Here is a 19233-nt window from a genome sequence, read left to right as displayed (position 1 = left end):
CGTTATCATCGCGGTTTTTGTCGGGGGTTCAGATGGCCAAGGCCAAGCGCATGTACGGCTGCACCGAGTGCGGCGCAACCTTTCCCAAGTGGGCCGGGCAGTGCGGCGAATGCGGCGCCTGGAACACCCTGACCGAAACCATGGTCGAGAGCGGCGGTGCGGCCGCCCCGAGCGGGCGTACCGGCTGGGCCGGACAGCAGGCCCAGATCAAGACCCTGGCCGAAGTCAGCATCGAAGAGATTCCGCGTTTCTCCACTGCCTCCGGCGAGCTGGACCGAGTGCTTGGCGGTGGTCTGGTGGACGGTTCGGTGGTGCTGATCGGCGGCGACCCCGGCATCGGCAAATCGACGATCCTTTTGCAGACCCTGTGCAATCTCGCCAAGAGCATGCCGGCGCTGTACGTCACCGGTGAGGAATCCCAGCAACAGGTCGCCATGCGCGCGCGCCGCCTGGGCCTGCCGCAGGATCAACTGCGGGTCATGACCGAAACCTGCATCGAAACCATCATCGCCACTGCCCGCCAGGAAAAACCCAAGGTGATGGTGATCGACTCGATCCAGACGATCTTTACCGAGCAACTGCAATCGGCCCCGGGCGGCGTGTCCCAGGTACGCGAAAGTGCGGCATTGCTGGTGCGTTACGCCAAGCAAAGCGGTACGGCGATTTTCCTGGTCGGCCACGTGACCAAGGAAGGTGCGCTTGCAGGGCCACGGGTTCTGGAGCACATGGTCGATACCGTGCTGTATTTCGAGGGCGAGTCTGACGGGCGATTGCGTTTGCTGCGGGCGGTGAAAAACCGTTTCGGCGCGGTCAACGAGCTGGGCGTGTTCGGCATGACCGACAAGGGTCTGAAAGAAGTCTCCAACCCTTCGGCGATTTTTCTCACCCGCGCTCAGGAAGAAGTCCCGGGCAGTGTGGTGATGGCGACGTGGGAAGGCACTCGGCCGATGCTGGTGGAAGTCCAGGCACTGGTGGACGACAGTCATCTGGCCAACCCGCGTCGGGTCACGCTGGGCCTGGATCAGAATCGTCTGGCGATGTTGCTGGCGGTGCTGCACCGTCATGGCGGCATTCCGACCCACGATCAGGACGTGTTCCTCAACGTGGTCGGCGGGGTGAAGGTGCTGGAAACCGCGTCCGACCTGGCCTTGATGGCCGCCGTCATGTCGAGCCTGCGTAACCGGCCGTTGCCCCATGACTTGCTGGTGTTCGGTGAAGTTGGCCTGTCCGGCGAAGTGCGCCCGGTGCCGAGCGGTCAGGAGCGGTTGAAGGAAGCCGCCAAGCACGGCTTCAAGCGCGCGATCGTGCCCAAGGGCAATGCGCCGAAGGAAGCGCCGCCAGGCTTGCAGATCATTGCGGTGACACGTCTGGAGCAGGCGCTGGACTCGTTGTTCGAGTGATCAGACGTCAATCAGCGCCCCGAGCTCGCGTTCCAGTTCGGTTTCGTCGGCCAGATTGAGTTCGATCAAGCGACGCAGGCGCTGAATCGACTCCAGGCTGATATGCCGGCACACGAAACCGAGCTGGCCGTGATCTTCATGAGCCAGTTGCACATCCATCTCAATGTGCACGTCCTCGCTCAGGTGAATCTCGACGAAAAAGTCCTGCTCGGAATTGCCCAGCCAGGGCTCGGGCCGCTCGATCAACAATCCCTTGAGCGACAGGTCGATCAGCTTCACCGGCCAGATGTATTCGCCCTGGCTCAATTCGGTTCTGGCATCGAACGCGATACGTTTGAAGCGGCGACGCTCGGACGGGTGCTCGCTCATGGCGCAATCCTCAGGAAGGTCAGCTGACTATAGACCCGACCGGCGGGGTGATGCCAACGAATGGACTGTCTAGACCAATGTCGGGGTATGGCCTTTGCCGCCAGTAGCGCTAAACTCGGGGTGGCTGTCTTTCTTGTCCACCCTGGCTGGAATAATAAAATGAAAAATAATAATAGCCTGCTACGCCACTTACCCTGGCTGCTGCTGGCAATCGTAGGAGCGTGCGCCCTTGGCGTAGTGGCATTGCGCCGAGGCGAGGCGATCAACGCCTTGTGGATTGTGGTCGCCGCCGTGGCCATTTATCTGGTTGCGTACCGTTACTACAGTCTGTTCATCGCTAACAATGTGATGCAACTCGATCCGCGTCGGGCCACCCCCGCCGTGCTCAACAACGACGGTCTGGACTACGTTCCAACCAACAAACACATTCTCTTCGGTCACCACTTCGCGGCCATCGCCGGCGCGGGGCCTCTGGTCGGCCCGGTACTGGCGGCGCAGATGGGCTATCTGCCCGGTACGCTGTGGCTGATCGCCGGCGTGGTGCTGGCGGGCGCGGTGCAGGACTTCATGGTTCTGTTCATGTCGACCCGTCGCAACGGCCGTTCGCTGGGCGACATGGTGCGTGAAGAAATGGGCCGTATCCCCGGCACCATTGCCCTGTTCGGCTGCTTCCTGATCATGATCATCATCCTCGCGGTGCTGGCGTTGATCGTGGTGAAAGCCCTGGCTGAAAGCCCTTGGGGCATCTTTACCGTGATGGCGACCATCCCGATCGCGATGTTCATGGGCATCTACATGCGCTACATCCGTCCGGGTCGCATCGGCGAGATCTCGGTAGTCGGCGTGTTGCTGCTGCTGGGTTCGATCTGGCTGGGTGGGCAGATTGCCGCCGATCCGGTCTGGGCCAAGGCCTTCACCTTCACTGGCGTGCAAATTACCTGGATGCTGGTCGGTTACGGTTTCGTCGCCGCTTCGCTACCGGTGTGGCTGATTCTGGCGCCGCGTGACTATCTCTCCACGTTCCTCAAGATCGGTACCATCGTCGCTCTGGCGATCGGCATCCTGGTGACCATGCCCGAGCTGAAAATGCCGGCACTGACCCAGTTCGTCGACGGCACCGGCCCGGTGTGGAAGGGCGGTCTGTTCCCGTTCCTGTTCATCACCATCGCTTGCGGTGCGGTATCGGGTTTCCACGCGCTGATCTCTTCCGGGACCACGCCGAAGCTGCTGGATAACGAAACCAACGCCCGTTACATCGGTTACGGCGGCATGCTGATGGAATCGTTCGTGGCCATCATGGCCATGGTCGCTGCCTCGGTGATCGAGCCTGGCGTGTACTTCGCCATGAACAGCCCGGCCGCCGTGGTCGGCGGTGACGTGGTGTCCGTGGCAACTGCGGTCAGCAACTGGGGCTTTGCAATTACCCCGGAAGCCCTGCAAGCCGTGGCGCATGACATCGGCGAAACCACTATCCTGGCCCGTGCCGGCGGTGCGCCGACCCTGGCGGTCGGTATCGCGCAGATCCTGCACAGTGTCCTGCCGGGTGAAAACACCATGGCGTTCTGGTACCACTTCGCGATCCTGTTCGAAGCGCTGTTCATCCTGACCGCAGTCGATGCCGGCACCCGCGCCGGTCGCTTCATGCTGCAAGACCTGCTCGGCTCCTTCGTTCCTGCTCTGAAACGTACCGAATCCTGGTCCGCCAACCTGATCGCCACCGCCGGTTGTGTGGCGATGTGGGGCTGGTTGCTGTATCAGGGCGTGGTCGATCCACTGGGCGGGATCAACACCCTGTGGCCGCTGTTCGGCATTTCCAACCAGATGCTGGCGGGTATCGCGCTGATGCTCGGCACCGTGGTCCTGATCAAGATGAAGCGCCAGCGCTACATCTGGGTCACCCTGCTGCCGGCCACCTGGCTGCTGATCTGCACCACGACTGCTGGCTTCATCAAGCTGTTCGACGCCAACCCTGCGATCGGCTTCCTGTCGCTGGCCAAGAAGTACAGCGATGCACTGGCCAACGGTCAGGTGCTGGCACCGGCGAAAAGCGTCGAGCAGATGCAGCACGTGGTCTTCAACGCCTACACCAACGCTACATTGACCGCGCTGTTCCTGTTCGTGGTATTCAGCATCCTGTTCTATGCGCTCAAGGTCGGCATCGCCGCCTGGGGCAAAAAAGAGCGTACGGACAAAGAATCGCCATTCCAGGCCCTGCCGGACGCGTAACCAGAGGATTGCAGCATGTTCAATGACCTGAGTCGCCTCGGTAAATACCTCGGTCAGGCCGCGCGCCTGATGGTCGGCATGCCCGACTACGACACCTACGTCGAGCATATGCAGACCAAACACCCGGACAAACCGGTGATGAGCTACGAGATGTTCTTTCGCGAACGTCAGGAAGCCCGTTACGGTGGCAAGGGTGGGCCGAAGTGCTGCTGATCCGCTGATCGCGGTTCAGCAGAGTTGAGGTGGGAGCAGGTCTTTCGGCCTGCTCCCATTTTTATTTGTGCAATTGAAGGAGATCGAGTTTGTCTTCTCCCATCCCGGTCACGGTGCTCAGCGGTTTCCTCGGCGCCGGCAAGACCACCTTGCTGCGCCATCTGTTGAAAGCCGAGCACGGCCTGAAAATCGCCGTGATCGAAAACGAATTCAGCGACGCCGGCATCGACACCCAATTGCTGGGCGACGAGCCGGTGCAAGTCATGACCCTGGCCAACGGCTGCGTCTGCTGCACCATCCACACCGACCTGACCAAAGTCCTGTATCTGCTGCTCGAACGGCTGGACAGCGGCGAAATCGCCTTCGATCGCTTGGTCATCGAATGCACCGGCCTGGCCGACCCGGCCCCGGTGGCGCAGACCTTTTTCATCGACGAAGAATTGCGCGAGCGTTACCTGCTCGACGGCATCATCACCCTCGTCGACGCGGCCCACGCCGAACAGCACCTGACCCAGACCATCGCCCAGGCGCAGATCGGTTTTGCCGACCGCTTGCTGGTGAGCAAGACCGATCTGGTGGACGAGGCTGCATTCACCTCGCTCAGCGAACGCCTGACCCGCATCAACCGCCGCGCGCCGATTCGCGAGGCGGAGCACGGCAAAATCGATCTGGCTGAATTGCTCGATGTGCGCGGTTTCAACCTGAATGCCGATCTCGGCGGCGGGGTGAGCTTGCGGCCCGTGAGCAAGGCGCCGTCCATCGACCGGATTTCCAGCCTGGTGCTGCGTACCGATCAGCCGCTGGATATCGATCAGCTCAGCGAGTTCATGAACGAGTTGCTGGAAGAGCACGGCAAGCAATTGCTGCGTTACAAGGGCGTGCTGAACATTGCGGGGGAAGATCGGCGGCTGGTGTTTCAGGGCGTACTGAAACTCTACGGCTTCGACTGGGACACCGAGTGGGCGGAAGGCGAGGCGCGGGAAAGCGTGATCGTGTTTATCGCCGACGATTTGCCGGAAGAGAAAATCCGGGCGGGGTTTGCTCGGGTCGTGGCAGGCTGAGGGATGTTCGGTGCCCGTGATGAAGTCATCGCGGGCAAGCCCGCTCCCACAGGTTAAGCAGAGGGCACAATATTTTTGATCACCTCAAACCCTGTGGGAGCTGGCTTGCCAGCGATGGCGATTTAGCCAGCAACACAATGTTCGAGGGCTTAACCCAGCAACGTCTGCTCAAGATGTTCCAAATGCCGATTCATCAACATACCGGCTCTGGAAACATCTCCACGCTCCAACGCCTCAACCAACGCCAGATGCTCCTGCCACGCGCAACAGTTGTGCGTCTGCTCAGTGCATCGCGCAATCGCCAGTGAGGTCAGCGGCACCAACGTGCCGAGAAAATGCGCCAACGGTGCATTCCGCGCCATTTTCGCTACCTGCAAATGAAACTCCCCGGACAAACGAATTGCCGCCCCGCGCCGATCTTTATCCACAGCCTGACGCTCCCGTTCGATCAACGCTCGCAGGCGCTTCAGATCTTCAGCCTGCGCATGCTGACAAGCCAATCGCACCAGCGTGTTCTCGGCCAAGCTTCGGGCGTGCAGTGCCTGACGTGTCTGCTCGGCATCCGGCGCGGCCACTCGCGGCCGGTGGTTGGCCCGTAGCACGATGATCTGTTCGTGGGACAACTGGGTCAGCACCCGACGCACATCGGCGCGGCTGACACCGAACATCTGCTTGAGACTTTCTTCGGTGAAACGGCTGGCGGCATCGATGCGCTGTTCGAGGATTGCGTCGAACAGGCGCGGATACAGATCGTCCACCGGCGCGTGCAGGCGGGAGAAGGGCAGGGCCGCCGAGGTCGGGCGAGGGTGCGACGGCGTGGCAAGACTGTTCATGGCCGGTCTCCAGTGTGAGGCGTTTCAGTGGCTCAGGTTGTCATCCGGGATGTTCAGTTCGATGCCCATCCGCTGGCCTTCACGCAGGATGTGCCGGCGCATTTCGGCGCTGGCCTGGGCGCTGTTCTTGCTGCGGATCGCGCGCACCACGGCTTCGTTTTCCTCAAGGCGTTCGGCCAGATGCTCCGGCGAATTGCGCAGTACCTCGGCGCTTTGCTTGAGGGCGTTGCTGGTCTGTTGCACCACGCTCTGGAAAATCGGGTTCGAGGTCAGGGTGAACAGCTCTTCATGGAACGCGATGTAGGCACTGACCCCGGCTTCGCTGTCGCCGGCTTCGAGGGCTTCGCGCATGTCCATCAGGGTCAGGCGCAACTGGCCGACTTCCTTGCTGCTGATCGACTGCGCCACCAGACCGACAATGAACGGTTCGAGGGTGTAGCGCAGTTGCAGCACGTCTTCGAGGCTGGCGCCGGCCACTGCGCTGTCGTGGCTTTGGTTGTCACTGGTCTGGGCGTCGAGGACCACCACGCCTTTGCCCGGCATCGAACGCACCAGGCCGAGGGTTTCCAGCACGATCACCGCTTCGCGCAGGCTCGGGCGGCTGATGCCCAGTTGCTCGGCCAGTTCACGCTGACCCGGCAGCATCTCGCCGGAGCGCCACTGACCACGTGCCAGCGCGGCCCGGAGTTTTTCCACCACTGAGTTGACGACGGTTGAGGTAGTAATCACGTGTTCGCTCCATGTGCCGTGCCTGCATTGGCGCAGGCACGGCGCTCATTCAGAATTCTTTGGCCGCCGCTTGAGCGACCGTTTTTCTCGGCTGAAAGTTATAGCCCTGCTCGCCGTTGAGCACCTTGTTCGCCCGCTGCACGTCGATGTCCTTTTCCCAACGGGCGATGGCCACGGTGGCGACGCAGTTGCCGATCAGGTTGGTCAGCGCCCGGCCGATGCCCATGAACCAGTCCACCGCCAACACCAGCACCAGACCGACCACCGGAATCGCCGGGATGGCTGTCAGCGTGGCCGCCAGAATCACCAGCGCCGAACCGGGAATGCCGTGGGCGCCTTTGGAGGTAATCAGCGATACCAGCAAAATCGTCAGCAGATCGGTCATGGCCAGCGGCGTGCCCGTGGCGTTGGCGATGAACACGATGGCCAGGGTCAGGTAGATCGAAAAGCCGTCGAGGTTGAACGAGTAACCGGTTGGAATCACCAGCCCGACGGTCGAGCTGCCGATGCCCAGGTGTTCAAGCTTGCGCATGATCTGCGGCAGCACGGCGTCGGAGGAGGCGGTGCCCATGACGATCAGCAGTTCTTCACGCAGGTACTTGAGTAGCGGCCACATGCGCAGGCCGGACAGACGCATTACCAGACCGAGAATCAGCGCGACGAAGGCGATGCAGGTCAGGTAGAACAAGCCGACCAGGCTGCCCAGGTGTTGCAGCGAATCGAGGCCATATTTGCTGGTGGTGAAGGCGATGGCGCCGAACACGCCGATCGGCGCCAGACGCACGATCATGCCCATGATCCGGAAGATCACATGGCTCAGCTCGTTGATCAGCCGCGAGATCCCGGAAGCCGCTTCGCCCACCAGATTCAACGCGCTGCCGAACAGCACCGAGAACAACAGCACTTGCAGGATGTTGTTGTCAGCGAAAGCGCCGAGTACCGAAGTCGGGATCAGGTCCATCAGGAACTGAGTAGTGGTGTGCATGTGCTGACCGCGTTCGGCGATGTCGCCCATGTCGGCGGCGGACAGTTGCTCCAGATGGATATTGGCGCCGCTGCCGATCCCGGTGCTGAACGCGAACACCAGACCGATCACCAGTGCGATGGTGGTCAGCACTTCGAAGTAGATCACCGACTTGAGGCCGATGCGCCCGACCTTCTTCAGGTCGCCGGCGCCGCTGATGCCGCTGACCACCACGCAGAACACGATCAGGCCGATGAGCATCTTGATCAGTTTGATGAAACCGTCGCCGAGCGGTTTGAGCTGGGCCGAGTATTCAGGGAGGGTCAGCCCGCAGACGATGCCGAGCACCAGTCCGAGAACCACTTGGAGGAAGATTGAACGCGAGCACCATCTGAGCATGGGAGGAATCCTGGTCGGTGTCCTGGCTGCCGTGCGCGGGGCGCATCAGATTCAGGACTTAATTATTGTGGTCTTACCGGTATGTCCAGTGCGGGTGCAGTCTAGGCGCTGTTTTTCTCCGGCTGCAAGTGAAAAATCAGTAATTGGCATGACCGGTCTGACCAGTGGCGGTCAGGGGCTCATTTTCCATGCGCAGAAGGGCTGAAGGGTTTGACGATCAGGTGCAGGGATCGGGAATGTTGGTTATCAGTGGCACTGCAGAGTTCTGAAGTGATTGGAGTTACGGGTTTTTGACGATGGAGAAAGTTATGACTTGCAGTGCATCTGGGGGCAGCCTGTTTCTGTGTAGCCAATCATTTAGTTGATCGGCTACACAATAAAATTTGAGGGATCAGATTTCCTCAGGCTGATCAGTGAAAGAGGCGTTTCGCTCAAGAATTTTAAAATGGAATTTAAATGGTTTTCCGCCTTTGTCGGCGAAGTAAGTGAACTTGGAGTCGTGGAGCTGGTGTGTGTGCAACAAACCTGGCGATCCTGAGACTTGTAGGTATGCCTCCAGCCTGTCTGATTCATGGGCGTCAATTGAAAGTGTGTTGCCCTGTTTGCCTATAAGTTGATAAACGTTCGATCCTTCGGGTGCAAAGGCTCCCAGTATTCCGTTTTTATCAAGGCTCAGACATTTTCCGTAATAGGGCCCGGGGGTTCGAATATAGAGCCTGTATCCTCGGTCGGTATGTCTGAAATACAGGGTCAGACGGGGTTCCGGGCGAAAGCCCAAGAGATGTGAGTCATCACGTGATTGCGGCCTTCCAGTGAAGTGCCCGCCACTGAACAGGGGAGAGGTTACAGTCGCTTGCTTGCCATTTACCACGTCAAGAAAGTGCACCAGATTAGTTTGGATGCCAATGGTTGCAATAAAGGATTTTTGTCGGTCGGTACTCATGTTGCTCTCTCAATATCCATTTGATTCTTTTTGAGGCAGGAGCTTATTTGCTCATGCGCAGGGTATGAATAATGTGCTGTTTGAGAGTCATGTGTGGAGGGTATATGTGCATCAAATTGTTTGATGGTTCTAATGCTGTTTGGCGCAGCAGTTTTTCGGTTCTGAAAACTTTATGTATCCTTCGCTTGTTATGTGCGCAAAAAAAAAGCCCGATCATTGAAGATCGGGCTTTTTTGTCAACGGTAGTGCGAGCCTATTAAGCCCCGTATACCGGCAGTTTCTTGCAGATGGCTTTGACTTTCTCACGAACGGCGTCGATTACCGCTTCGTTGTTCAGGTCAGCCAGGATGTCGCAGATCCAGCCAGCCAGCTCTTTGCACTCAGCCTCTTTGAAGCCGCGAGTGGTCACAGCCGGAGTACCGAAGCGCAGGCCGGAGGTGACGAACGGGGAGCGTGGGTCGTTTGGTACGGAGTTCTTGTTCACGGTGATGAACGCTTTGCCCAGAGCGGCGTCGGCGTCTTTACCGGAGATTTCCTGCTTGATCAGCGACAGCAGGAACAGGTGGTTTTCAGTACCGCCGGAAACCACGTCGAAACCGCGCTCGATGAACACGCTGGCCATGGCCTGGGCGTTTTTCACCACTTGTTGCTGGTAAGCCTTGAACTCAGGCTGCAGTGCTTCCTTGAAGCAGATCGCTTTGGCGGCGATCACGTGCTCCAGCGGGCCACCCTGGGCGCCCGGGAATACGGCGGAGTTCAGCTTCTTCTCGATGTCGGCGTTGGCCTTGGCCAGGATCAGGCCGCCACGTGGACCGCGCAGGGTCTTGTGGGTGGTGGTGGTCACGACGTCAGCGAATGGAACCGGGTTCGGGTAGACGCCAGCGGCGACCAGACCGGCCACGTGAGCCATGTCGACGAACAGGTAGGCGCCAACCTTGTCGGCGATGGCGCGGAAGCGCGGGAAGTCCAGAATCTGCGAGTAGGCAGAGAAACCGGCCACGATCATTTTCGGCTTGTGCTCAACTGCCAGACGCTCGACTTCGTCGTAGTCGATCAGGCCGTTGGCGTCGATGCCGTACTGGATGGCGTTGTACAGCTTGCCGGACGAGGAAACGCTGGCGCCGTGGGTCAGGTGACCGCCGTGAGCCAGGCTCATGCCCAGGATAGTGTCACCGGCCGACAGCAGGGCCAGGTAAACAGCGGCGTTGGCTTGGGAGCCAGCGTGCGGCTGAACGTTGGCGTAGTCGGCGCCGAACAGTTCCTTGGCGCGGTCGATGGCCAGTTGTTCAACAACGTCGACGTACTCGCAACCACCGTAGTAGCGCTTGCCCGGGTAGCCTTCGGCGTACTTGTTGGTCAGTACCGAGCCTTGAGCTTCCATCACCGCTGGGCTGGTGTAGTTCTCCGAAGCGATCAGCTCGATGTGTTCTTCCTGGCGCTGGGCTTCTTGCTCCATGGCGGCAAAAAGATCGGCGTCGTACTTGGCAATAGTCAAATCACGGCTGAACATGGCGGTCCTCAAGGATCGGGGGCAGAAAAGGGGGGCATTCTAACCCATCGGGTTTTGGATGGCATATGAAACGACATCATGTCGCAGACAAGTGGCGTTCATGACCAGATATGTGGCGTCCGTGCCGGCCTTCGCTGACCAGCCGGTTCGCACAATAACCGAGGCCGACCCGCGATTTTGTGATCGACATCAATCCCTGTGGAAGCGAGCTTGCTCGCGAAGATCGCGCCGCCGATCTTCAGTCGAACATGAACAGCGCATCATTGCTGAACTGCGCCTCGAACCGTCCCGCCGGCATCGGTCGCCCGAACAGATAACCCTGAACCTCGTCGCAGCCATGCTCGCGCAGGAAGTCCAGCTGTTCATGGGTTTCCACACCCTCGGCGATCACCGCCAGATTCAGGCTGTGGGCCATGGCGATGATAGCTCGCGCGATCTGCGCGTCCTGTTCGCCGGACGGCAGGCCGTCGACGAAGGTGCGGTCGATCTTCAGCACGTCGATCGGGAATTGCTTGAGGTAGTTCAGCGACGAGTAGCCGGTGCCGAAGTCGTCGACCGCAATGCTCAGGCCGAGGTTCTTCAGGCCGGCAAGGATCTGCATCGCCTCGCTGACTTCGCGCATCAGGATACTTTCGGTCAGTTCCAGTTCCAGACACGCTGGCGGCAGGCCGGTTTCCTTGAGGATGGTGGCGATTCGCGTGCCGAGCTGGCCGTCGGAGAACTGCCGGGCGGAAATGTTCACCGAGACCTTCGGCACGCGCACGCGGCTCTGGTGCCAGGTCTTGAGCTGGCGACAGGCTTCGCTGATGACCCAGTCGCCGACGTCCACCACCAGCCCGAGTTCTTCGAGCACCGGGATGAAATCCCCCGGCGGTACCAGCCCGCGACGCGGATGACGCCAGCGCAGCAGGGCTTCGGCGCCGGTCAGACGTTTACCGTCGCCGCTGAACTGCGGCTGGTAATACAGCACGAATTCGTTCTGCTCCAGCGCGTGGCGCAGATCGCTTTCCAGCTCCAGACGTTCCAGCGCACTGGCGTTCATATCGGCCTGATAGAACTGGAAGTTGTTCTTGCCGCGCTCCTTGGCGTGATACATCGCGGTGTCGGCGTTCTTCATCAACTGGCTGAGTTCGTTGCCGTCCTGCGGGCTCAGGGCGATGCCGATACTGGCGGTGACGAAGAACTCGCGACCTTCGAGCACGAATGGCCGTACGAGGCTGGCAAGAATCTGCTCGGCCACGTGGATCGCACGGTTCAGCGCCATTTCGCGGCTGGAACGGTGTTGCAGCAACAGGGTGAATTCGTCGCCACCCATCCGCGCCACGGTGTCGTCATCGTCGACACAGGCCAGCAAGCGCGTGGCCATGTCCTTGAGCATGCGGTCGCCGGCGGCGTGGCCGAGGGAGTCGTTGATCGGTTTGAAACGGTCGAGGTCGAGGAACATCAGCACCACCCACGACTTCTGCCGCTCGGCCGATTGCAGCGCGGTGTGCAGACGATCCTGGAACAGCGTGCGGTTCGGCAGGTGGGTCAGGGCATCGTAGTAGGCGAGGCGGTGAATCCGCTGCTCGCTGGCCTTGCGCTCGCTGATGTCACTGAAGAAACACACGTAACTGGCCAGATCGCCCTCGTCATCGAGCACGGCGGTGATGCCGACCCACGCCGGGTAATGCTCGCCGTTGCGGCGCTTGAGCCAGACTTCACCTTCCCAGGTGCTGTGCTGATGCAGCTGTTTGAGCACGTAGCGCAGGTGCGCGTCCTGCTGTTCGTCGACGGTCAGCATGTTCGGCAACTGGTCGAGCACTTCGCTCACCGCGTAGCCGCTGACCCGGCTGAACGCCTCGTTGGCCTGGACGATGTAACCGGCCGGGTCGGTGATCAGGATCGCCGAGGTCGAGTGCTCGAATACCGTGGCCGCCATGCGCAGGTCTTTCTCGGCGCGGCGCTGCTGGCTGATATCGCGACCGACCCCGAGCACGCCTTCGAAGGCGCCGTGCTCGTCCCACACCAGCACCAGACGCAGTTCGATCGGTATCTTGCGGCCGTCGGCGCGCAGGCAGTCGAACAGGAACATCTGAGTCTGCACCTGGCTGCGCAAAATCACCAGTTGCTCGGGTTTGCCCAATGCTTTGCTGACCCGATCCATCAGGTGATAGATGCCGCTCAGCTGCTGAGGGTTGGCGATGGTCGATTGCCAGCCGTTCTGGAAAATCCATTCGGCGTCATAACCCAGCACCGCTTGCACCGACGGGCTGACGTAGTTCAGCGAGAGTTTGCTGTCGGTGGAGAAAATCACGTCGCTGATGCTTTCGGCGAGCATCCGGTAGCGCTGTTCGCTGTCGCGCAGGGATTCACTGGCTTCGATCTGCTCGGTGATGTCCTTGGCCACGCCGATGATCCGCGTGACCTGATCGTGCTTGTCCCGGGCCAGCGCCTGTTCGCGAATGTCGAAGCGCCGCCACTTGCCGTCGCGATGACGGAAGCGCAGCTGACATTGCAGCAACTGGCTGTAACCGGCGTGACGCTGCATCTGCCGCGAGCGATGGTAATAGTCGGCGTCTTCCGGGTGCAGGAGGATTTCCCAGAAATACTCGCCCATCTGATGCAGTTCGGTGCGGTTGTAACCGAGGGTCTGGCCGAGGTGGTGGTTGCTGAAAATCATCCGCTGGCTGATCACGTCCTGCACGTACAGATGATCCGGCACGGTGCGCACCACGTCCGACCAGAAACCTTCGCGCTCCAGCAGCGACAGCTCGATCAGCTTGCGACTGGTGATGTCGTTGATGCTCAGGATCACGGCCTTGTAGTCGTGCTGTTCCTGCGGCAGGCGCAACACCAGCCACAGGTGCTGGTCGCGGCCATTGATGTCCGGCAGTTTGATTTCCAGTTCCAGCTGCTTTTGCTGCTGGAGCACGGCGTCGAGCACCTGATTGCCGATAGCGCACTGACTGTGCGGCTGACCGTCGATCAACAGTTGCCAGGCGTGGTCGCAGGAATTGACGTTGAGCAGTTGCAGCGCGACCTGGTTGACCTCGGTGACCCGCAGTTCGTGGAGCAATTGCTGGCGCTGCGCCGGCTGGTCGAGCCAGGCCTTGAGCTGGTCGCTGGTCTGGATCTGGGCCTTTTCGAAAACCTGCTTGAGCCCCGAAAGATCCAGTACGCACAACGCCACACCGGTGCCTTCGAAAATATCCTGATAACGCCGGCGCCCTTCATGCACCTGACGCTGACGGCGGCGCATGTTGAGCAACGCGATAAACGGCAGCAGCGAGAGCGCCAGGCCCAGCAGGCATTTGCCGATGAACGCCGGCAGCAGTTGTTCGAGCACATGCTGGCGGTCGAACAGGCCACGCAGTTGCCAGTCGCTGCTGCTCAGCGGCACGGTCAGCACGCTGTTGGCCAGATCGTCCGGGGTCAGGGTGCTGGTCTTGGAGGAAGGCAGGGCTTCGTCGCGGCTGATGATCTGATGGTTGACGCGGTTTTCCACCAGCCACAGCGGGCGGATACCGCTGTCGCCCTGTTTGGTCAATGCGTCGAAGAAGGTCGGCGTCAGGCGCAGCGCCCAGTAACCGCGCGTGCTGCCACTGGCCTGATGCAGCAACAGATGCACCACCGAACCGTCGTCGGCGTTACTGAAATAATGCGCCTGAGCGCGGCTGCGGCGTACCAGATCGCTCAAGTAATCGGCGTCGTGGCTGTCAGTGGCGCTGTCGCTGAGGATTTTTCCGGACGGGCTGAGCAACGCCAGGCTGCGCAAGTCGGGCAGCGATTGCTGAAGCTTGCGCAGCAGCGCCTGCTGTTCGTCGGCCGACTGGGGCTGTTCGACGATCGGTAGCAGATTGAGGGCGATCTGCGCGTTCAGCGCCATGTTCAGGCTGACCTGAGCAGCGAGGTCGGCGGTGTAGTCGATGGTGTACTGACGCTGGTTTTTCTGGGTTTCGCGCAGTTGATCGAGCAGCTGCCAGAACAGCAGCGCGAGCAGCAACAGCACCAGTGTCGCCAGCGCGCCTTTCAATGTTCCGCGCAGGGACGAGCCGGGCGCCGGTTGGGTGCTGCTCACAGAGGCTGGCGGAGTGACGTTGGACAAGCTGTAATCCTGCGGTCTGGCTGGACTGGCGCGACGTGCACTATAAGCCGGACGCCCAAGGGGCGGCTAGCATGCCTTGAGTTGTGGCGAAGTGCCAGCCCCACTCGGCTGGACTGCCTTCCGTCATTAAGGTAGCTTTGCCGGTTACGCGGGAGCGTTCCAGCTCCTAGACTCAGACTTTTTTCAGCGCGCACGCATTGATCACCATCAAGTGAACGACGCGCATCGGTCTGGCCGGGCATCGCCTGCGCTCCAATCATTCATCTGTCACTGACCCAAGGTTCTCCATGGCTCAATACGTCTTCACCATGCATCGGCTGGGCAAAGTTGTTCCGCCGAAGCGGGAAATCCTGAAAAACATTTCGCTGTCTTTCTTCCCCGGCGCCAAGATCGGCGTACTCGGCCTCAACGGTTCGGGTAAATCCACGCTGCTGAAAATCATGGCCGGCGTCGACACCGAGTTCGAAGGCGAAGCGCGCCCGATGCCGGAACTGAACATCGGTTACCTGCCGCAGGAGCCGCAACTGGATCCGACCAAGACCGTGCGTGAAGTGGTCGAGGAAGCGGTCAGCGTGATCAAGGATGCGCAAGCGCGTCTGGACGAGGTCTACGCCGCTTACGCCGACCCTGACGCCGACTTCGACAAGCTGGCCGCCGAACAGGCCAAGCTCGAAGCGATCCTGCAGGCCAGCGACGGTCACAACCTGGAGCGCCAGCTGGAAGTCGCCGCCGATGCGCTGCGTCTGCCGGCCTGGGACGCCAAGGTCGAACACCTGTCCGGTGGTGAAAAACGTCGTGTGGCCCTGTGCCGTCTGCTGCTGTCCGCCCCGGACATGCTGCTGCTCGACGAACCGACCAACCACCTGGACGCCGACTCCGTTGCGTGGCTCGAACACTTCCTGCACGACTTCCCGGGCACTGTGGTAGCGATCACGCACGACCGTTACTTCCTGGACAACGTCGCCGGCTGGATTCTGGAACTCGACCGCGGCGCGGGCATTCCTTACGAGGGCAACTACTCGGGTTGGCTGGAAGCCAAGTCCGATCGTCTGGCCCAGGAATCCAAGCAGCAATCGGCTCACGAAAAAGCCATGAAGGAAGAACTGGAGTGGGTGCGCAAAGGCGCCAAGGCCCGCCAGTCGAAATCCAAGGCACGTCTGCAACGCTTCGAAGAAATGCAGTCGCAGGAATTCCAGAAGCGTTCGGAAACCAACGAGATCTACATCCCGGCCGGTCCGCGCCTGGGCGACAAGGTCATCGAATTCAAGAACGTCACCAAGGGCTACGGCGATCGCGTGCTGATCGACAACCTGTCGTTCTCGATGCCGAAAGGCGCCATCGTCGGCGTGATCGGCGGTAACGGTGCCGGTAAGTCGACCCTGTTCCGTATGCTGATGGGCAAGGAAACCCCGGACTCCGGCAGCATCGAGATCGGCGAAACCGTACAACTGGCCTGCGTTGACCAGAGCCGCGAAGACCTGGACGGCAGCAAGACCGTGTTCCAGCAGATCTCCGACGGTTCGGACCAGATCCGCATCGGCAACTACGAGATCCCGTCGCGTACCTACGTCGGTCGCTTCAACTTCAAGGGCGGCGATCAGCAGAAGTTCGTCAAGGATCTGTCCGGTGGTGAGCGCGGCCGTCTGCACCTGGCGCTGACCCTGAAGGAGGGCGGCAACGTCCTGCTGCTCGACGAACCGTCCAACGACCTCGACGTTGAAACCCTGCGTTCCCTGGAAGAAGCCCTGCTGGACTTCCCGGGCGCCGCCATTGTGATCTCCCACGATCGGTGGTTCCTTGACCGCGTCGCGACTCACATCCTGGCGTACGAAGACGACTCGCAAGCCGTGTTCTTCGAGGGCAACTACACCGAGTACGAAGCCGATCGCAAAAAGCGCCTCGGCGAAGCAGCGGCCCAGCCACACCGGGTACGCCACAAGAAACTGGCCTGATCACAGGTTGGTTGCATGAAAAAGCGGAGCCTTCGGGCTCCGCTTTTTTTTGCCTGCAATCCGCCGTGATTTATAGCGTGTGTACTATTTGTTTTCATAAATGCGACATTTTTGTCTGTTGCTGTGTACATGTCGTTTGTTACAGTCCGGCTCAATCTCCTCCAACGACAACAAATTTGCCGAGACTTTTCCCATGATCGAATCCGTCGAATCCTTCCTCGCCCGTCTGAAAAAGCGCGATCCGGATCAACCCGAATTCCACCAGGCCGTCGAAGAAGTCCTGCGCAGCCTGTGGCCGTTTCTCGAAGCCAATCCGCACTATCTGACCTCGGGGATTCTGGAGCGCATCTGCGAGCCGGAGCGGGCGGTGGTGTTCCGCGTGTCGTGGGTCGACGATCAGGGCAAGGTCCAGGTCAATCGCGGTTTCCGCATCCAGATGAACAGCGCCATCGGCCCGTACAAGGGCGGTTTGCGCTTCCACCCTTCGGTGAACATGGGCGTGCTGAAATTCCTCGCCTTCGAGCAGACCTTCAAGAACTCCCTGACCTCGCTGCCCATGGGCGGTGGCAAGGGTGGTTCGGACTTCGATCCGAAGGGCAAGAGCGACGCCGAAGTCATGCGTTTCTGCCAGGCGTTCATGAGTGAGCTGTACCGGCACATCGGTGCCGACGTGGACGTGCCGGCCGGTGATATCGGTGTCGGCGCTCGGGAGATCGGTTTCCTGTTCGGCCAGTACAAGCGCCTGAGCAACCAGTTCACCAGCGTGCTGACCGGCAAGGGCATGACCTATGGCGGCAGCCTGATCCGCCCGGAAGCCACCGGTTTCGGTTGTGTGTATTTCGCCGAGGAAATGCTCAAGCGCCGCGAGCAGACCGTCGAAGGCAAGCGCGTGGCGATCTCCGGTTCCGGCAACGTTGCGCAATACGCGGCTCGCAAAGTGATGGATCTGGGCGGCAAAGTGATTTCCCTGTCCGACTCCGAAGGCACGCTGTACTGCGAGGCGGGTCTGAGCGAAGAACAGTGGCTGGCGCTGCTGGAGCTGAAGAACGTCAAGCGTGGGCGTATCAGCGAACTGGCGGCAGCGTTCGGCCTGGAGTTCCGTGCCGGTCAACTGCCATGGTCGCTGCCGTGCGATATCGCGTTGCCTTGCGCCACCCAGAACGAACTCGACGCCGAATCCGCCCGAACTTTGCTGCGCAACGGCTGCATCTGCGTGGCCGAGGGCGCCAACATGCCGACCACCCTTGAGGCTGTGGATATCTTTATCGAAGCCGGCATCCTGTTCGCGCCGGGCAAGGCATCGAATGCCGGCGGCGTGGCGGTCAGTGGGCTGGAGATGTCGCAGAACGCCATGCGTTTGCTGTGGACGGGCGGCGAGGTAGACAGCAAGTTGCACGGGATCATGCAGTCGATCCACCACGCCTGCGTGCATTACGGTGAGGAAAACGGCCGGATCAACTACGTCAAAGGCGCGAACATCGCCGGCTTCGTCAAAGTCGCCGACGCGATGCTGGCGCAAGGCGTGGTTTAAGCAACGGGGCTCAAGAGCGCTCGATGCGGATCACTTCAATCACTTGATCGCCGGCCGGGCGCTGCCACAGCACTTCATCGTTGAGTCGCGCGCCAAGCAGCGCCCGGCCCAGCGGTGAGGCCCAGTTGATCAGGCCGTTGGCGGCATCGGCCTGATCTTCACCGACCAGTTGCACCCGGCGCTCGGTGTCGTGTTCGTCGGCGTAGGTCACCCAACTGCCGATCTGCACTTTGTCGTTCGACGTCGGGGCCGGGGCGACCTGAGCGCTGCCGACCCGTTGATTGAAATAACGCAAATCCCGTTCGAGATCGGCCAGCCGTTGCTTGTCGGCCTGTTCGCCCTTGGCGGACTGTTCGGCGTGCAGGGTTTGCAGCTCGGCGACTTTCGCCTGCAACTGGGCAAGGCCTTCCGGCGTGACGTAATTGGGCTGCGTGCTGACCTGGCGTTCGACCGGCTGATCGGCTTGCGCAGCGGCGTTGTCTTCGTTGACGAAGGCGCGACTCATGATGGGCTCCTGTTACAACCGTTGGGCCATGGTCGCAGGCAAAAGGTTTCGCTGGATGTCTGGAAACGACCTACTGCGAACGATAAGCCCTCGCGGCACCCTGATCCTTCTCTTGCTGCCAGGCGCGCTCGCGTTCGTCCCAGTGTTCGTTGCGATACTGTTCGCGATCCTTGTTTTCCAGCATCGCCTGACACTGCCGAAAGCCGTCGCTCCAGCCCTCGGCGTATTGCTTGTCCTTGAGATAGCGCGGCACGTTCTTGCGAAACTCGCCGCTGATCGAGCCGGCCGCCTGGCGACCGCTGATGCAACCGTCATCGAAACCGTCGGCGAACGCCGGTGGATAACCCTTGGCAATCAGATCTTCGTGGGTGCTCTGACAGCCACCCAGCACCAGCAACACACCCGCAAAAACCGCACACCGCCACATCACACTCTCCCGGGCCGTTAAACGGCTGATAGGGAAAGTCTAGAAGCGGATTCGTCGATGGGGCGTGAAAGAAAGATCAAAACC

The 19233-nt window shown here is 60.5% G+C and carries 15 protein-coding genes; 6 read left to right on the top strand and 9 right to left on the bottom strand.

Features of this window, described 5'->3' with window-relative positions; all coding sequences use genetic code 11:
* The first annotated feature begins 32 nt into the window (after positions 1-32).
* Entirely contained in the window at positions 33-1400 is a 1368-nt protein-coding gene (radA, locus tag M5G18_RS19555; RefSeq protein WP_007950985.1) for a DNA repair protein RadA, read from the top strand.
* Here the strand turns inward: radA and M5G18_RS19550 are convergent, their stop codons facing one another.
* Positions 1401-1769 carry a PilZ domain-containing protein gene (locus M5G18_RS19550; RefSeq protein ID WP_273897762.1) on the bottom strand — a complete coding sequence of 123 codons (369 nt, stop codon included), beginning with the start codon at positions 1767-1769 and terminating at the stop codon, positions 1401-1403.
* Positions 1770-1928: 159 nt separating this feature from the next.
* Between M5G18_RS19550 and M5G18_RS19545 the strand changes: the two genes are divergently transcribed.
* The 3 genes from M5G18_RS19545 to yjiA all read left to right on the top strand — a co-directional run bounded on the left by M5G18_RS19545 (position 1929) and on the right by yjiA (position 5269).
* Positions 1929-3995, top strand: coding sequence for a carbon starvation CstA family protein (locus tag M5G18_RS19545; RefSeq protein WP_273897763.1), 2067 nt, complete (start codon positions 1929-1931; stop codon positions 3993-3995).
* Positions 3996-4010: 15 nt separating this feature from the next.
* Positions 4011-4208, top strand: a complete 198-nt coding sequence (locus M5G18_RS19540) for a YbdD/YjiX family protein (protein WP_003228401.1) — start codon at positions 4011-4013, stop codon at positions 4206-4208.
* Between the two features lie 89 nt (positions 4209-4297).
* Entirely contained in the window at positions 4298-5269 is a 972-nt protein-coding gene (gene yjiA, locus M5G18_RS19535; RefSeq protein WP_273897764.1) for a GTPase, read from the top strand.
* A gap of 149 nt (positions 5270-5418) precedes the next feature.
* On the opposite strand, the gene M5G18_RS19530 is transcribed toward yjiA, so the two are convergent.
* The 6 genes from M5G18_RS19530 to morA all read right to left on the bottom strand — a co-directional run bounded on the left by M5G18_RS19530 (position 5419) and on the right by morA (position 14734).
* A complete protein-coding gene (locus M5G18_RS19530) occupies positions 5419-6102 on the bottom strand; it encodes a GntR family transcriptional regulator (RefSeq protein ID WP_273897765.1) in 684 nt (227 codons plus the stop codon).
* A 24-nt stretch (positions 6103-6126) separates the two neighbouring features.
* Positions 6127-6831, bottom strand: a complete 705-nt coding sequence (locus M5G18_RS19525) for a FadR/GntR family transcriptional regulator (protein ID WP_273897766.1) — start codon at positions 6829-6831, stop codon at positions 6127-6129.
* Between the two features lie 49 nt (positions 6832-6880).
* A complete protein-coding gene (locus M5G18_RS19520) occupies positions 6881-8194 on the bottom strand; it encodes a C4-dicarboxylate transporter DctA (RefSeq protein ID WP_085608708.1) in 1314 nt (437 codons plus the stop codon).
* A 391-nt stretch (positions 8195-8585) separates the two neighbouring features.
* Positions 8586-9137, bottom strand: a complete 552-nt coding sequence (locus M5G18_RS19515) for a hypothetical protein (protein WP_273897767.1) — start codon at positions 9135-9137, stop codon at positions 8586-8588.
* Between the two features lie 256 nt (positions 9138-9393).
* Positions 9394-10647 carry a serine hydroxymethyltransferase gene (gene glyA, locus M5G18_RS19510; protein WP_273897768.1) on the bottom strand — a complete coding sequence of 418 codons (1254 nt, stop codon included), beginning with the start codon at positions 10645-10647 and terminating at the stop codon, positions 9394-9396.
* 238 nt (positions 10648-10885) lie between these two features.
* Entirely contained in the window at positions 10886-14734 is a 3849-nt protein-coding gene (gene morA, locus M5G18_RS19505; protein ID WP_007950977.1) for a cyclic di-GMP receptor MorA, read from the bottom strand.
* Positions 14735-15021: 287 nt separating this feature from the next.
* Here morA and ettA point away from each other — a divergent pair, with 287 nt between their 5' ends.
* Entirely contained in the window at positions 15022-16686 is a 1665-nt protein-coding gene (ettA, locus tag M5G18_RS19500; RefSeq protein ID WP_007950976.1) for an energy-dependent translational throttle protein EttA, read from the top strand.
* 193 nt (positions 16687-16879) lie between these two features.
* Positions 16880-18217, top strand: a complete 1338-nt coding sequence (gene gdhA / locus M5G18_RS19495; RefSeq protein ID WP_273897769.1) for an NADP-specific glutamate dehydrogenase — start codon at positions 16880-16882, stop codon at positions 18215-18217.
* A 10-nt stretch (positions 18218-18227) separates the two neighbouring features.
* On the opposite strand, the gene M5G18_RS19490 is transcribed toward gdhA, so the two are convergent.
* Positions 18228-18722 (bottom strand): GreA/GreB family elongation factor, encoded by a 495-nt coding sequence (locus M5G18_RS19490; protein WP_273897770.1) that lies wholly within the window; start codon positions 18720-18722, stop codon positions 18228-18230.
* Positions 18723-18792: 70 nt separating this feature from the next.
* Positions 18793-19149: a hypothetical protein gene (locus M5G18_RS19485; RefSeq protein ID WP_102686324.1), complete on the bottom strand. Its 357-nt coding sequence runs from the start codon at positions 19147-19149 to the stop codon at positions 18793-18795.
* Between the last annotated feature and the right edge of the window lie 84 nt (positions 19150-19233).

Source organism: Pseudomonas aphyarum (assembly GCF_028657055.1).
Lineage (GTDB): Bacteria > Pseudomonadota > Gammaproteobacteria > Pseudomonadales > Pseudomonadaceae > Aquipseudomonas > Aquipseudomonas aphyarum.
Note: the sequence above shows the minus strand (reverse complement) of the source record. Positions and strands in the feature narration are given on the sequence as shown.